The sequence below is a fragment of the Streptomyces sp. NRRL B-1347 genome, assembly GCF_000720325.1.
Lineage (GTDB): Bacteria > Actinomycetota > Actinomycetes > Streptomycetales > Streptomycetaceae > Streptomyces.
Genome location: NZ_JOJM01000081.1, coordinates 15,059 through 29,724 on the forward strand (window position 1 = coordinate 15,059; position 14,666 = coordinate 29,724).

At 70.6% G+C, this 14,666-nt stretch carries 8 protein-coding genes and 1 pseudogene; 3 read left to right on the plus strand and 6 right to left on the minus strand.

Annotated features, from left to right (window positions below):
- Positions 1 to 518 precede the first annotated feature (518 nt).
- From IG74_RS0139200 to IG74_RS54840, 3 genes are read right to left on the minus strand one after another with little or no spacing between them, the layout of a single operon-like run.
- Positions 519 to 1,088, minus strand: a complete 570-nt coding sequence (locus IG74_RS0139200; protein WP_030687332.1) for a hypothetical protein — start codon at positions 1,086 to 1,088, stop codon at positions 519 to 521.
- Positions 1,076 to 1,267 (minus strand): sigma factor-like helix-turn-helix DNA-binding protein, encoded by a 192-nt coding sequence (locus tag IG74_RS54835; RefSeq protein WP_051856324.1) that lies wholly within the window; start codon positions 1,265 to 1,267, stop codon positions 1,076 to 1,078. The genes IG74_RS0139200 and IG74_RS54835 overlap by 13 nt, the downstream gene beginning before the upstream one ends.
- Positions 1,268 to 1,292: 25 nt before the next feature.
- Positions 1,293 to 1,463, minus strand: a complete 171-nt coding sequence (locus IG74_RS54840; protein WP_420710024.1) for a hypothetical protein — start codon at positions 1,461 to 1,463, stop codon at positions 1,293 to 1,295.
- On the opposite strand from IG74_RS54840, the gene IG74_RS54845 reads away from it, so the two are divergent.
- On the plus strand, positions 1,405 to 1,860 hold the full coding sequence (locus IG74_RS54845) for a sigma factor (RefSeq protein ID WP_078869454.1): 456 nt from the start codon (positions 1,405 to 1,407) through the stop codon (positions 1,858 to 1,860). The genes IG74_RS54840 and IG74_RS54845 overlap by 59 nt on opposite strands.
- A gap of 310 nt (positions 1,861 to 2,170) precedes the next feature.
- Complete coding sequence (locus tag IG74_RS54850; RefSeq protein WP_420710022.1) at positions 2,171 to 2,482, plus strand: DUF6545 domain-containing protein; 312 nt, start codon at positions 2,171 to 2,173, stop codon at positions 2,480 to 2,482.
- On the opposite strand, the gene IG74_RS0139210 is transcribed toward IG74_RS54850, so the two are convergent.
- The gene (locus IG74_RS0139210; protein WP_078869450.1) at positions 2,394 to 10,166 is read right to left on the minus strand and encodes a type I polyketide synthase; all 7,773 of its coding nucleotides are present in this window, start codon (positions 10,164 to 10,166) and stop codon (positions 2,394 to 2,396) included. The two genes, IG74_RS54850 and IG74_RS0139210, sit on opposite strands and share 89 nt — an antisense overlap.
- A gap of 332 nt (positions 10,167 to 10,498) precedes the next feature.
- Between IG74_RS0139210 and IG74_RS0139215 the strand changes: the two genes are divergently transcribed.
- Positions 10,499 to 11,125: a GNAT family N-acetyltransferase gene (locus IG74_RS0139215; RefSeq protein WP_324607533.1), complete on the plus strand. Its 627-nt coding sequence runs from the start codon at positions 10,499 to 10,501 to the stop codon at positions 11,123 to 11,125.
- 415 nt (positions 11,126 to 11,540) lie between these two features.
- On the opposite strand, the gene IG74_RS0139220 is transcribed toward IG74_RS0139215, so the two are convergent.
- Together IG74_RS0139220 and IG74_RS46670 are read right to left on the minus strand one after the other, a co-directional pair.
- Entirely contained in the window at positions 11,541 to 12,443 is a 903-nt protein-coding gene (locus IG74_RS0139220) for a phytoene/squalene synthase family protein (protein WP_030687339.1), read from the minus strand.
- Between the two features lie 744 nt (positions 12,444 to 13,187).
- Positions 13,188 to 14,622: pseudogene (locus IG74_RS46670) on the minus strand (amino acid permease).
- Between the last annotated feature and the right edge of the window lie 44 nt (positions 14,623 to 14,666).

Here is a 14,666-nt window from a genome sequence, read left to right on the forward strand (position 1 = left end):
TTTGGTGATTGCCCTACGCAGCCTGCTCGGTGGGCACCCTCACCTGTATCCGATCGTAGATCCGCTGCCCGGGCAAGCCCGTGGTGATCTGCTCCTAGTGATCGTGATGCCGATCTCTTGTCGAAGCCCCCTCGACGCTGCTTCATCACCCGGTCATCCACCGTATGACCAGTGTGAAGGACTGGCCCTACTACGGCCAAGGGCCAGCTCCGTCACACCTGCGAGGTCCATGTCAGGAGAACTGCGCGGACCAGACGAACAAGGTCCTCCCGATCCGCACCAGCGGCAAGGAGGGCGTTTGGCGGCGGGCAGTTGATCGAGCGAGTCCGGCTCGATCAACCTTCGATCGCGCTCCCGGCCCGGACCTCCCTCCTGCTGTCCTGCGGGTGTGTCAGGTGGTGGACCAGGGCGGCGGCTTTGGCGTAGGGGCCGTCGTAGGCGGGGCGTCATCCGTCGCCGCCTGGGCACGGTCGCCCCAGCAGTGAGTGCGCCTTCGCCAGGAGCTTGTCGAAACAGCATCACGTGCCAGAGGAGACCGCAGTCGACGGGGCGGATCGCCGCTGGGAGAGGCCGCAGGGCTCGGGGCGGATGTTGACCAGCAAAGCCGGTGAGGCGCCCGGCTGGCGCCCTCCATTGCCCGGCCTGATGGCGGTCACCCAGCGGCATGGGGCCAGGGCAGGCTGGCGGGTACAGGCTGGCGCAGGACTGGCCGTGGTGAAGGCTGCGTCGAGGTCGACTACCGCGTCGGAGCCGCTGGTGTCGACCAAGGGAACTGGTCTCCAAGGAGCCTGCCACTGCCAGCGGCCGTTGCCGGGAACCTCGTCGGCGGGCAGGATCCGCGGCATGCCCTCCAGGACGATCGAGGGGCCACGCGGACTCACTGCCGACCGCACATCCCGGCCGTCGCCACCACCGCCCGGCAGACCCTCCCACGCAAGCGCCCCGCCGGTGACCATGGCCACGGCCGCCACTGCGCCCGCGGCCCGGCGTCGGGCCCGCCGTCGACCGCCCAGCGCGTGCACCCGCGCCGCGCTCGGCGGCCGTACCACCACGTCGTCGAGGAGCTCCTCGACCTTCACGTCAGCCATGGCTCTACCTCCTCGCTGATGCGTGCGGGGCGGCCCGCACCGGTGCCTTCGTCCTCGGCCAGGCGGGCGCCGAGCACCTTGCGTGCCCGGCTCAGCCGGGTGCCCACGGCGCCATTCGACGCACCCGTCTCCCGGGCGACCTGCTCCACCGGCAGGTCCAGGAGATGGTGCAGGACCACTAGCTGCCGTTGTCTGGGCGGCAGTTCACGCAGTGCCGCCACCAGCGACCTGGTCCGCCGACAACTCCGGCAGGTCGGCTTGCGGGCCGTGCCGGGACTGTGCGCGCACCCGGTTCCGCGTACGCCGCCAGGTGCTGATGGCGAGTCGGGCGGCCACGGTCCGCACCCACGGCAGCGGGTCGTCCAGAGTGGACACCGTGCGGCGGGCGGAGGAGTGCGACGCGTTCTACACGGCGACGGCCAAGCGCGTCGTCTCCGCCGTCTACGCGATGACCGGCGATCTCGCGGAGGCAGAAGACGCCGTCCAGGAGGCGTACGTACGGGCGTGGCAGCGCTGGGGGCGGCTCACGGGCGAGGGTGGCGGCGACGATCCGCGTACGACTTCACCCCAGCACCTTGTCCGTACGGGTGCCGCCCCCGCCGCACGACCTTCTGCAGCTTCTGCTCTTCCTGCTCAGTCAGCCGCCACCACCCTCACTCCAAGATCGCCCACCCTGTCTACGCTGAGGCGTCATACGCCCGGCTGCCCCTGGATGTCACGATCCGGCACTCGAACATCCCGAGATCCACTCGGTCCCTCGGAACGCCCTTAAGTACGGATTAGGCTGCCTGAATGGATGCGTCGGCCCCGAGCACAAGCAGGGAGTCGATCAGCAGGCGTCGGAGAGCCGGAAAGGCGGGTGCGTCCACCCTTCGATCGTTGCACGCGCCCAGCTCCTCAGCAGGAGCAAGCCCGAAGGCACCTGTAGTCAGCGACCCGGACAACGTTGCAGGTCAAGCACTAGCTGTGCTTGACCCCGTGCTCCGTGAGGCGCGGTGAGCGTGGGCTGGGAGCGGAGTCTGCTCTGGCAGGACCCACGGTCTGGAGACGTACGCCGGAAGCTCACTGGATCACGTTTTGCTGTGGGAGATGAGCCGCTCGGAGTCGCGCACTTTTCCGCAGACTCTCGTGATCCAGCCAATGGCGCGCTCCATCGCCCGGGCACCCGCATCGCCCTGCCGCGGCGCGTCACCGAGATCCGCGACGGCACCCGGCGCCTGGCGCCCTGGCTCGACAGCGCCCCCGCCCTCGCAGTGGCGGAACTGGCACGCCGCCAGGCCGCGGGTGCGACGACGACCTGGCTCACTAGGAATCCGGCTCGTTCCGTGAGCCGTTGGGAGTCAGCAGCTGCGGCAGCAGGATGCGGGCCAGATGGTCGGTGCCGGTGGCGTTGATGACTGCCACCGTGGCGAGTTCGCAGTTGAGGTTGCGGCGGATGGTGGTGGTGAGTTCGGTGGCGAGCAGGGAGTCGATGCCGAGGTTCTTGAGGGCGATGGACTGGTCGATGCGTTCGGTGGGGGTGCGCAGGAGCCGGGCGAGCAGCTCGGTGAGTGTGTCGCGCACCAGGGTTTCCGCTTGTGGGGGGTCGAGTGCGGTGACCTGTTCGCGCAGGGTGTGGGAGTTGTCGTCGGTCTCGGGGACGGCCGCGAGTACGTGGGTGTGGCGGGGGACGTCGCCGGCCACGGTGGCGGTGCGTACCCGGTGCCAGTCGACGTGGGCGACGACGGTGGCGACGTCGATGGTGGAGTGGGTGAGGAGCGCGAGGGATTCCAGGGCCGCGGCGGGGGCCAGCGGGGTGGTGATCTGCCGGCTCAGGTACTCGTCGGTGTAGGTGCGGGCGGCGTAGCCGACCTCGGCGATGGCGCCCCAGCCGACGGCGAGGGCCGGCAGGCCTTGTCGGCGGCGTGAGCGGGCCAGGGCTTCGGTGTAGACGTTGGCCGCGTTGTAGTTGGTCTGTCCGGGCCAGCCGAGCAGGGAGCTGGTGGAGCTGTAGAGGACGAAGAGGTCGAGGTCGAGGTGGCGGGTGAGGGTGTCCAGGAGGTGCGCGCCCGTGGCCTTGGCGGGGAGCGCGGCGCGGAAGGCCGTGTCGGTGGAGTCCCGGAGCAGGGTGTCGTTGAGTTCCATCGCGGCGTGCACGACACCGCGCAGGGGCAGGGGAGCGGAGTCGATCACGGTACGGAGGGCCGCGGGGTCGGTGACGTCGGCGGCGTGGACACCGACGTCGACGCCCTGGGCGCGCAGGTCGGTGAGGAGGGCCGCGGCTTCGCGGGTGTCGGCGCCGCGGCGGCCGACGAGGGTGAGGTGCCGGGCCCCGAGGGCGGCCAGGTGGCGGGCGGTGGCGGCGCCGAAGCCGCTGAGGCCGCCGGTGATCAGGTAGGTGCTGTGGGGGTCCAGGCGGAGCGGGGTGGGTGCGGAGCGGACCGGCGGGCGCTCTTCGAGTGACAGGACGACCTTGCCGACGTGGCGGGAGTGCTGGAAGAGGGTGAGTGCCTCCTGCAGCTGCGCGGCGGGATGAATGGTGTGCGGGAGGGGCCGGTAGACGCCGCGGCGGACGAGATCGGTGACGGCCTCCGTGACGCGCCGCGCGCGGCGCGAGGGACCTGCGACGATCTTGAGGATGTCGACGGCCAGGTAGCTGCAGTTGGCGGCGAGGGCCTTCGGCAGCAGACGGCTGTTGGTCTGGAAGCCGCGCTTGCCGAGTTCCACGAACCGGCCGCCGGGGCGCAGGAGTTCCAGGCTGCGGGCCGCGGCTTCGCCGGTCAGGGAGTTGACGACCACGTCGACTCCCTCGTCGCCGGTGAGTCGGCGGACCTGTTCGGCGAAGTCCAGGCTGCGCGAGTCGAGGACGTGCGCGGCTCCCAGGTGGCGGAGCAGACGGCGTTTGGCAGGGGTTCCCGCTGTGGCGATGACCTGGGCACCTACGTGCTGGGCGTGTTGCAGGACGGCCAGGCCGATGCCCCCGGCCCCGCCGTGGACCAGGACCGTCTCGCCTGCCTGCAGATCCGCGCGGTCGGCGAGGCTGTAGTGGACGGTGGCGAAGGCGATGGGCAGTGTCGCGGCTTCCGCGAAGCCCATGCCGGGAGGAATGCGCCCCGCCAAGTGGGCGTGCGTGGTCACCTGGGACGCGATCGAGGACGTGGTGAAGGCGAACACGCGGTCGCCCGGGGCGAAGTCCGTCACTCCGGGGCCGACCGCGGTGACGGTTCCCGCGCACTCCAGGCCCACACGGTCGTGCTCGAAGTCGGACGAGTCGGCGTCTTCGGTGATCAAGCCGGTGACGGTCATGACGTCGTGGTAGTTGAGTGCGGCGGCCTTCACGGCGATCGCGATCTGCCCGGGCCCAGGCTCAGGGCCGACACCGGTACCGGGACCGGAGGTGCGCTCCGCGTGCTGGACCCACGACAGCGACGGCGCCGGGCCACCGCGGTCGGTGTGCAGACGGTAGGGAGTGCTGGCCGCGGTGGGGGCGGCGGGCAGACGGGCCGTCGTGCGCGGGGCGAAGCAGCCGCCGCGGGTCAGGACGAGTTCGTCCTCCGCCGTGTCCGTGTTGATCACTTCAGTCAGCCGCGCGGCGTCCCGGGCGGCGTCGCTGCCGCGGTCCAGAGAGATGCGCCGGATACGCAGAGACGGCTCTTCGTTGGCCAGACTGCGCGCCATGCCCCACACGGCCGCGTCCACGGGCACGAGGGGGCGTTCGGGCGCGGGCAGCGCGCCGCTGGGCCGGGTGACGACGACGAGGGGCAGCCGGTCAGCCGACGGGTCGCGGTGCCGGGCGGCGACCAGTTCCCGCAGCAGGGCGGCCCGTTGGAGCATGGGGTCGATGAGGTCCTCGTCGGGCGAGGAGCGGCATGACGGCCGCCGGGCCCCCACCCCCGTGGTCTCGGAAGCCGTCTCGTCGAGGAGCACGATGACGCCGGACGGACGTACGCCGTGCGGCTGCGGCCACTCCGCACCAGCGGCGTCCCGCGCGGAGACGAGCGCCACCTCGGGGCTGCCGCCCTCTCGCAGCGAGTCGACGAGCCGACCCGCGAGCTCCGCATCGGGGCGCTCCGCGACGACGAGCCACCGTGCGGCGTTCTGCCCGTCCCGTGCGGCGGGCTCCGGGGCGACAGGTGTCGTAACAGCGACAGGTGTCGTATCAGCGGCAGGCGTCGTACCAGAAGCGGGCGTCGTATCAGAGGCGGGCGTCGTATCAGAAACAGGCGTCGTATCAGGGGCTGTGCGCGTGGCGAAGATGACGGTGTCGTCGGCGTCGTCGACGTCGAGGTCCTGGGTTGCATACGTGGCGTCGGTGAAGCCGCACGCGGTGAGCAACGGCATCCACCGGTCGGCGGTCAGCAGGCAGCTGCGGGTGCGCAGAGGGGCGTCGGCGAACGTCCAGAAGCCATCGAAACTGCCGAAGCACAGGTCGTCGAGGCGCGGATCGCTCGCCTCCACCGCCAGCAGGGCTCCCCGGTCGCCGAGCAGCGAGGTCACGTGGTGGAGCGCCTGGGTGAGACGTGGCGCGACGTGCAGGACGTTCGCGGCGATCACCAGGTCGAACTCGCCCTCGGCGAAGCCCTGGGCCACCGGCTCTGAGGTGATGTCCAGGGTGCGGTACTCGACGAAGTCGTAGGCGGTGAAGCGTTCTTGGGCCCGGGTGAAGAACCCTGCCGATACGTCGGTGAAGACGTACCTGGTGCGCTCGGGCGGCAGCAGCGGGAGGAGGGACGCGGTGGTGCCTCCGGTGCCGCCGCCGACCTCCAGCACGTTGAGCGGCCGGTCGGCAGGCCATCGTGCCAGGAACTCGCGCAGATAGATCCCGGCCGCTCGCCGGGCAAGGCGGGAGGGGACGGTGGTGCTGTACACCTGCTCGATGAGGTCCCGGTCGGCGCCGTTGAACATCAGGTCCACCGGATCGAGGTCACCGCGGAGCATGGGTGCCAGGTGGCTGCCGCACAGGGTGGACAGGGTCAAGAAAGCGGCCTCGGCCGGGAAGTCGGCCGCCGTCTTCCGCAGCACGGCCGCGGGGCGCGGCGGCGCGACGATCCGCCAGCGGGGGTCCTCCGCGTCGCCGTCCAGGCCCTCCGCGTCGCCGTCCAGGCCCTCCGCGTCGCCGTCCAGGGCCGTCGGGACGTCGCCGTCCAGGGCCGTCGGGACGTCGCCGTCCAGGGCCGTCGGGACGTCGCCGTCCAGGGCCGCCGAGACGTCACCATCCACGGCCGCCAGGACATCACCGTCCAAGACCTCCAGGACACCGGCGTCGCAAGCCATCCGGGCCAACGAGCGGACCAGCAGTTCCCTGTCCGGCCGCAGCCCGACCGCCAGCAGCCCACTCAGCGAGAACTCGTCTTCACCGGGCAGCATCTCCTGCACCGCCTGGGCGAAGAAGTGACCGCTGAGCTCGCCGGTCCGGGCGGCCAGGCCGTTCTCCCGGCTGTCGCGCCACCCGCGTGGCAGGGCCTCGCGTTCGGTGCGGGTCGCCTCCGCGAGTTCGGAGGCCGCGATGGCCGGGGCGGGGACGGCGGCCAGCGGCACCGCGCGCAGCTCGGTGGTGTAGTACTCCGTGGGCCGACGGCCGCGCTCGTCCAGGGCCTTCAGGCGTACCTCGGTCATGGTCAGGGTGACCTCGCCGTGCGGGTCGGTCACCGTGACGTCCACGACGCCTTCGTCAGATGTGATCGTCCGCGCCCGTACGTCGATGAGGCCGACGGCGTCCGGGGTCTGCCAGCACTGGATGGCTCCGGCGGACACGGGCAGGTAGACGCGGCCGTCGTCGGGCAGCAGCGTCAGCGCGGTCTGCAGCGCGGCGTCCATGACGACCGGGTGGGCGTGAAAGGCGGTGGTGGTGGACGGCGGCAGCTCGTAGCGGGAAGTGGCGGTGTGCGCCGTCGCCCGCAGGTCGTGCAGGACCCGCAGGTGCGGACCGTAGGTCAGGCCGGCCTCGGCACAGCGGGCGTAGTGGGCCTGGGCCGCCCGCTCCCCGGCCCCGGCATCGGCACCTGCCTCGGGTGCGGGGGCCAGCGGGTCGGGCCGGGTGCGCAGGAGGCGCCGCACCTGGGCGTGCGCGTGCGTCTGCCAGCTGGAACCGTCGCCGTCGGTGCTGCTGATCCGCGTCGTACCGTCGTCAGGAGTGAGGTGGGTGCGCAGCCGCACGTCCATCGCGTCGTCCTGCCAGGGCAGGGTCAGTGCGGCGTCGATGTGCAGGCCGACGACCTCGACGGGTGCGCCGAACACCTCGACGCCCGCGGCCACGGCCATCTCGGCGAAGGCCATGCCGGGCATGACCACGCTCTCGCTGATCTGGTGGTCGCCCGTCCACGGCACCCTCTCGGGCTCGACATCGCACTCCCAGCCGGGCTCGGGGCCCGGGACGCGCTCTCCCAGGAGCGGATGGCCGGTGCTGCCGAGCGCAAGGCGCGCGTCCCACCAGTCGGGGGAGCCGTGCCAGTGCCGCTCGTGCTGCCAGGGGTAGACCGGCAGGTCGACCACCCGGGCCGGCCGGGGAAACCACTCCTCCCATACGACGTCGGCGCCGACGGCCAGGAGATGCGCGAGCGCGGTGTCGAGCGCGGCGGATCCGTCGGCGTCGCGGAGCAGCGTGGGGACGACGGCCGTCTGTGCGGAGACCTCGGAGCACAGGCGGGTGAGGTAGCCCTTGAGGACGGGGTGGGGCCCGATCTCCACGAACGTGTCGTACCCCGTGGCGAGCAGCTCCTGGACGGCGGAGGCGAACCGCACCGGCTGCCGTACGTTGTCCCACCAGTAGCCCGTGCCCAGGGTGCGGGTGTCGACGAGGCCTCCGGTCACGGTCGAGGCGAACGCCGTGTCCGCGGTGCGCGCCTCGACGCCTTCGAGTGCCGCGAGCAGCCCGTCACGGATGCCGTCCATCGCCGCGGTGTGGAACGCGTAGTCCAGGTCGAGCAGCCGGAAGAAGATCCCTCGCCGTGCCGCTTCCTCGCCCAGCTCCCGCAGCGCGTCCAGCGGGCCGCCGACGGTGAGGTCGCGGTCGCTGTTGAACGCCGTGATCTCCAGGCGCCCTTCGTACGGGGCCAGCAGGGCACGGGCCTGTTCGCCGCCGACCCCGATGGCGGCCATGCGTCCCAGGCCCGCGGTCGGCCCCTGCGCCCGGCTGCGCTCGGCGATCACGCGGCACGCCGTGGCCAGGTCGAGCGCGCCCGAGGCCCACGCCGCCGCGACCTCCCCGACGCTGTGCCCGACCACCGCCTCCGGCTTGAAGCCCCGCTCCGCCAGTACGCACACCGTGGCCACCTGCACGGTGAACAGCAACGGCTGGGCGATCTCCGTCGCCGCCGAACTCTCCGACTTCGCCGCGCGCAGCGCCTGCTCCACCGACCAGCCCAGGACCGGTGTCAGCAGCGCGTCCACCCGCGCCACGGCGGCGGCGAACACCGCGTCGCCGTCCAGGAGATCGGCTCCCATGCCCGCCCACTGCGCACCGTTGCCGCTGAACGCGAACGCCACCTTGCCCCGCGGCACGCCACGGGCGGCCGCCGCTGACCGGGAGTCGGGTGAGTGCTCCGCCAGAGCCCGCAGCCGCCCGGCGGCCTGCCGTGCGGTGCTCGCCAGGACCGCCGCACGGTAAGGGTGCCGCTCACGGCGGTGGACCGATGTGGCGGCCAGGTGGTAGAAGTCCGGCTCGTCCAGGTCCTCCAGACGCCGCACCATCCGCTGCGAAGCCTCGACGAGAGCTTCACGGGTCCGCGCCGAGACGATGACCGGTACGTCCCCGTGCGCTGACGGCTCGTCAGGGGCGGGCGCGACGGAAGGGGGTGCCGCGAGGATCGCGTGGGCGTTGGATCCGCCCGCGCCGAAGGAGTTGACGCCGACCAGCGAGCGCGCGCTCACCTCAAGGGGGCGCGGGGCGAGGACGGGTTCGAGACCCAGCGCGGGGAAGTCGATCGCCTTGCTGAGAGGGGTGCCGTGCAAGGAGGCAGGGATCGCCCCGTGGCGGAGCACGAGCATCGCCTTCAGCAGGCCCGCGATCCCGGAAGCGCCTTCCAGGTGCCCTACGTTGGTCTTGATCGAGCCGATCGGCAAGGCGTCGGCCGCCCCCCGCGAGCGGCCCATCGCAAGACCCAGGGCCCGGCACTCGATCGGATCTCCCACCGGCGTCCCCGTACCGTGGGTCTCCAGGTACACCACATCGCCCGGATCGACGCCGGCCCGGCGATAGACCTGCTCCAAGAGGGACTGCTGCGCGCCCGCGTCCGGCACCGAAATGCCGGGCGTGTGACCGTCGTTGTTGGTGGCGGTGCCCAGGACGAGCGCGTGAACGCGGTCACCGTCGCGCTGGGCGTCCGCGAGCCGTTTGAGTACCACGAGGCCGCCGCCCTCACCGCGTACGTATCCGTCGGCGGCGGCGGAGAACGTCTGTGAACGGCCTCGTCTGGAGAGCATCGTGGCACGGGACGAGGCCACGAAGTCGGTCGGAGCGAGCAGCAGATTGGCGCCGCCCGCCACGGCCATGCCGACCCGCCCCCGGTGCAGCGCTTCACACGCCTCGTGCAGAGCCACCAGAGAGGACGAGCACGCGGACTCCACCACCAGGCTCGGCCCTCGGAGGTCGAAGTGGAAGGAGATGCGGTTGGCCGCGAAGGAGGTCATGATCCCTAGAGCGCTGTGGCTGTCCATCAGCTTGGGACGCATCGCCTGCAGCGTGGCGTAACTGTGGCCTCCCACGGAGACGAAGACACCGGTGTCCGTGCCCGCCAGCGAGCCGGTGACGGCGCCCGCGTCGTCCAGGGCCTCCACCGCGAGCTCAAGCAGCAGCCGGTGCTGCGGGTCCATCTGGGCCGCTTCCCGGGGGGAGATCCGAAAGAACCCGGCATCGAAGCCCGCCACGTCCTCCAGGAACGCGCCCGCCACCGTGTACGACTTGCCGCTCCGACGAGGGTTGGCCGATAACCACCGCTCGGCGTCGAACCGGTCGGGCGGTGCCACCCCGACCAGGTCACGCCCTTCCATCAGCGCGGTCCACAGCTCATCCAGGCCGTTGATCCCGCCCGGCAAGCGGCACGAAGCGCCTACCACTGCTATCGGCTCGTCCAGAGTCACGTAAGGTTCACCCTCCACCACCGCCTCCTTTGAGCCAGAGCAGCTGCCATCGCAACGGAAGTGCCCATAGGGGCGGACGATAGCCGTGGGCCCAGAAGGATGGCGTGAACGTTCGCAGGTATGCGCTCCCTACGCACTCCTGTTTGTGGCCATCCTGACAAATCCAGTCTGTCGCGGCCAGCTTGACGCTGTCCTTGGGCAGGTTGATCGCCACCAGCGTGTTCGTCCGCCCTCCTGCCGACGTACCGTCCCGCTGGCAGCGCCTCCAGAATCCAGTTGAGGGCCGGACCAGCAGGGCCTGTTGTAGCAGCTTGTTTGAGACTGAGCATTCCCCCTGCGCATTGGCGGTGAGGGTGAAGAAGACCATGGGGGCAGCGCAAGAGACTGCGTTGGCGTGCGGGGACGTGGTGGAGCATGAAGGGGAGCGCCGTGTGGTGATCACGTGGCGGCGGGTCGTCGAGTCGGACTTTCCGTTGCTGGGCAGCTGGCTGCGACAGCCGCATGTGCTGCGTTGGTGGAATCACGAAACCACAGCGGAAGCGGTGGCGCGTGACTTCGGCCCTGCTGCCCGGGGCGAGGAGCCGTCGGAGGACCTCCTCGCCCTGCTGGACGGCTGTCCGGTCGGCCTGGTGCAGCGTTCACGCCTGCACGATTACCCCGATTACTTGACCGAGTTGGTGGCCGTCGTTGCCGTACCTGACGAGGCGATGACCATCGACTACCTGATCGGTGATCCGCAGCGGATCGGGCAGGGCCTGGGGACGGCGATGATTCGCTCGGTCATCGACCGCACCTGGTCCGAGCACCCGGCGACTCCGTGCGTTCTCGTCCCTGTGGCGGCCGCCAACCGCGCTTCGTGGCGAGCTCTGGAGAAGGCCGGGCTGCGCCGGGTCGGCACCGGAAACCTGAAACCGGACAATCCGGTCGATGGCTGGACGCACTACGTCTACCGCGCTGACCGGCCCGGGCCCGGCGACTGACATGCGCCCGGCGTCCGCGGCAGCTGGCGCGCGGCCTTGCGCCCGCTTGCCGGGCGATGACGCGAACGCCAAATGGCTTACGCCTTCCAGGTGCAGGGTTGGCGTGCCGAGGTCGGTGCCGAACTCGCCCCGGACGGTGAAGGTCACGTCCCCTGAGCACATGCAGGCGAAGGGGGCGGCGGTCGGATCGACTTCCAGGAGGCCGGCCAACTCGGCGACGGCGTCGCGCTCCGCGCGGCGCGGCGGGACGGGGTCAGAGCTGGCGGATGTGGTCGGCCGTCTGGTAGACGGTGGATTGTGGCTCTGGGTCCGAGCCGGGGCAGGGTGTGCAGCGGGACGGCGTCGCGCCAGACGATGTCGATGTTACGTTCCCAGCACCTTCCGGCGCCTACCGGTCCGCTCCCCGTGAGGGCCGTCAGCTTCGGCGCCGGTATTCGCGGGCCAGCAGGCGCAGTGCCGCCGGAATGGAGGCGCGCGCCGAGGAGCTCAGCAGTTGTGCTCCCTTGCGCCTGGCGGCGTCGGCTGTCAGTTCTTCCATGCCGATGAGCGCCCTTCCCATCGGGCGGTGGGCCTCGGGCAGGTACGCCACCAGGGTGTAGCTCTCGATGAGACTTGCTTGGGCCTGACGAATCAACTCGGCGAGGAGGGCACGGACGTCTGGGGATTCCCTGCGCGATTCGAGGTCGGCACGGGTCACCCCGTGCCGCTCCAGTGTCTCGGTGGGGATGTTCAACCGCCCTGCTCGCAGGTCCTCGGCCAGGTCGGTGGCGAAGTCGAGACGCTGGCTGCCGTCGATGAACCGGCGGCAGGCGCTGAGGTAACCGGCCTCGTCCGCGCGGGGCGTCAGAAGGCCGGCCACGAGCATGAAAGCGGGCAGGGAGTAGGCGTCGATGTAGTGCTGGTAGTCCTGTTCACCGGCGAATCCGGTGAACTCCAGGTCCACCCGTCCGGCGCCGAGGAACTCTTTGATGTGGTGTTCGAGCTGGGGGAACGCCCTGTACGTGTGCAGGAGCGGGCGCAGCACGGGGTGGTCGCTCTGCTGGGCCGTCAGGGCTTCGCGCACCAGATCCTCCCACCGGTCATAGGCGGCGGCACGCCCTTCCACCGGCCCTTCCCGGTCCAGGATGGTGTCGGTGTGGTGCATGAAAACGGTCGTGGCGATCACGTGCGGGACGATGGGCTTGGGCAGCAGCAGGCGGACAGCCAGGTACTGGTGGCGCCGGTAGCGCGAGACCACACGGCGCAGGCGGGTGAAGTCCGCGCGCAGCTGGGGACTGTCGATGCCCGCCGCGTCCAGCGTGGCCTTCCACGAATTCATCGCACTCCTCAGCTTCCCGGGCGGTTGCCGTCGCTACACGGACGATCTGTCCTTTGAGGTGACGGTACGCGGTCCTGACGGCACGGCATCGGCCCCCACCCGCAGCTCGTGCCTGCCGACGGCGGGACTGTCGTCAGGCGTGGTTCCGCCCGGGGCCCCATCCGTGGGGATTGTCGCGCTCGCCCAGGCAGCACGCCGACGGCGTGGCAGACTGCCAGGACCATCAAGGCCGTCCGACCCGTCGACATGATCGTTCTGTGCAGTGTGGCCTGTGGCCGTTCCGGTACACGCATCGGCGAAGGAGCCGGCGGGACTGGTCACGCGCAAGACGCTCGTCGTCGCTGCGATCCCATCCCTCCCACGCCGGGCGTCCTGTGGGAGCGATTCCCGCCCGACAGGATCGCTGTGATACCAGCACTCCAGTCACGAGTCGACCGACGTTCAGGGGCGTAGCCGTGGACGAACCGGCTGAACGGCGGCTTCGCGCGCCCCACACGGGGCGTCTGCCCTGCCAGGGCCGGGCGGCTGTATACCCGGCGCGGCAGATGTCCGCGCACCTGAGGTCGATTCCCGCATCAGCGTTGATGTGGTGGAAACGCGACACGAGGCCGGTGCCTACCGATGGGACGCGATAGGCACCGTCTCACTGACGCTGGCGGCGACCGCTCGACTGACGACGGAGTGACCCGCTGTGATGTGGGGCGGGTACGGACCGGCGGCGTGGAGTCGGCGCACACGTGGACGCTAAGGGTGACTCGCCTCCTGTTCGACGGCGTGTACCTGGTGCGGGGCACGGTTGCGCGGGTGGTGCGGGTTGAGGAACCACTTCCGGGCCGAGGCCAGCCACCAGATGCCGCAGAAGGCGATGACGATGCCGACGGCGATGGGGGCGTAGTTGAAGGTCTTGGCGGTGACGGGAGAGGCCTGGGGGAGCATGAAGAGCACGGTGATCACCGCGACCCAGGCGACGGCGACGGTGCCGATGATGGTGGACCAGGAGCCGAGGTGCCAGGGGCCGCGCTCGAACCGGTCGCCCTGGCGCAGGCGGAGGTAGGTGGGGATGACGTAGGCGATGTACAGGCCGATGGTGGCGATGGAGGTGACGGCGGCGTAGGCGGTGCTGTTCCACAGGTAGGGCAGGCCCAGGCAGAAGGCGCCGCCGGTGGCGAGCCAGACGGCGTTGGTGGGGGTGCGGGTGGCGGAGTGGAGCTTGTGCCAGATCCGGGAGAAGGGCAGCGCGCCGTCACGGGAGAAGGCGTAGATCATGCGGGAGTTGGCGGTCACCGAGGCCATGCCGCAGAACAGTTGCGCGACGATGATCACGACGAGGAGCCACTTGCCGGTGGCCGCGCCGAGGGCGTCCATGAGGATCTGAGCCGGGGGTACGCCTGTCTCGGAGCCGAGGGCGCCGGAGTACGACTGGATGGCGTAGGTGAAGCCGAAGAGCAGGACGAATCCGGCCGCGAGGGAGACGAGGATGGAGCGGACGATGCCTTTGGGTCCTGCGGTGGCCGCGTCGATGGTCTCCTCGGTCATGTGGGCGGAGGCGTCGTAGCCGGTGAAGGTGTACTGGGCCATCAGCAGCCCGATGGCCACCACGTACAAGCTGGAGGTGAAGCCGGTGTTGTTGACGAACTCGCCGAAGACGAAGCGGGTCGACTGGTGGTGGTCGGGGACGAGGACCAGGGCGCCGCAGATGACCAGGACGCCGCCGATGTGCCACCAGATGGAGAGTTCGTTGAGGAAGGCGACGATGCGCACGCCGAAGGTGTTGAGGACGCCGTGCAGGAGCAGGATGGCGCCGAACAGGGTGATGGTGTGGCCCGGGGTGGCTGCGTAGCCGAATTGGAGGTCGAGCAGGGCGTTGAGGAAGGTGGCGGCGCCGAAGTCGATGCCCGCGGTGACCGCGATCTGCCCGAGGGTGTTGAACCAGCCGGTGAACCACGCCGCCGACGAACAGCGTCATCAGGCCGACGAACAGCCAGCCCCACATGATGACGGCGGGGCCGCCGGTGTTCATGCCGTAGCCGTACAGCGTCATGCAGCCGGACAGGATCGAGATGATGGTGAAGCTGACGCCGAAGTTGGCGCGGCCGGACATGGAGCGCGACAGCGTCTGCCGGTAGCCGAGCTGCTTGAGGCGCTCCTCGTCGGAGACGCGGGATACATCGAGAGGCACCGGGTGCCCTTCCCTTCCTGTGTGACTCCTGTGTGACGGTCATG

Excerpts from the sequence above, each read along its gene's own strand:
- IG74_RS0139220 (WP_030687339.1), bottom strand. The coding sequence starts at position 12,443 with ATGAATTCGTGGAAGGCCACGCTGGACGCGGCGGGCATCGACAGTCCC.
- IG74_RS54845 (WP_078869454.1), top strand. The coding sequence starts at position 1,405 with ATGGCGAGTCGGGCGGCCACGGTCCGCACCCACGGCAGCGGGTCGTCC.
- IG74_RS0139200 (WP_030687332.1), bottom strand. The coding sequence starts at position 1,088 with ATGGCTGACGTGAAGGTCGAGGAGCTCCTCGACGACGTGGTGGTACGG.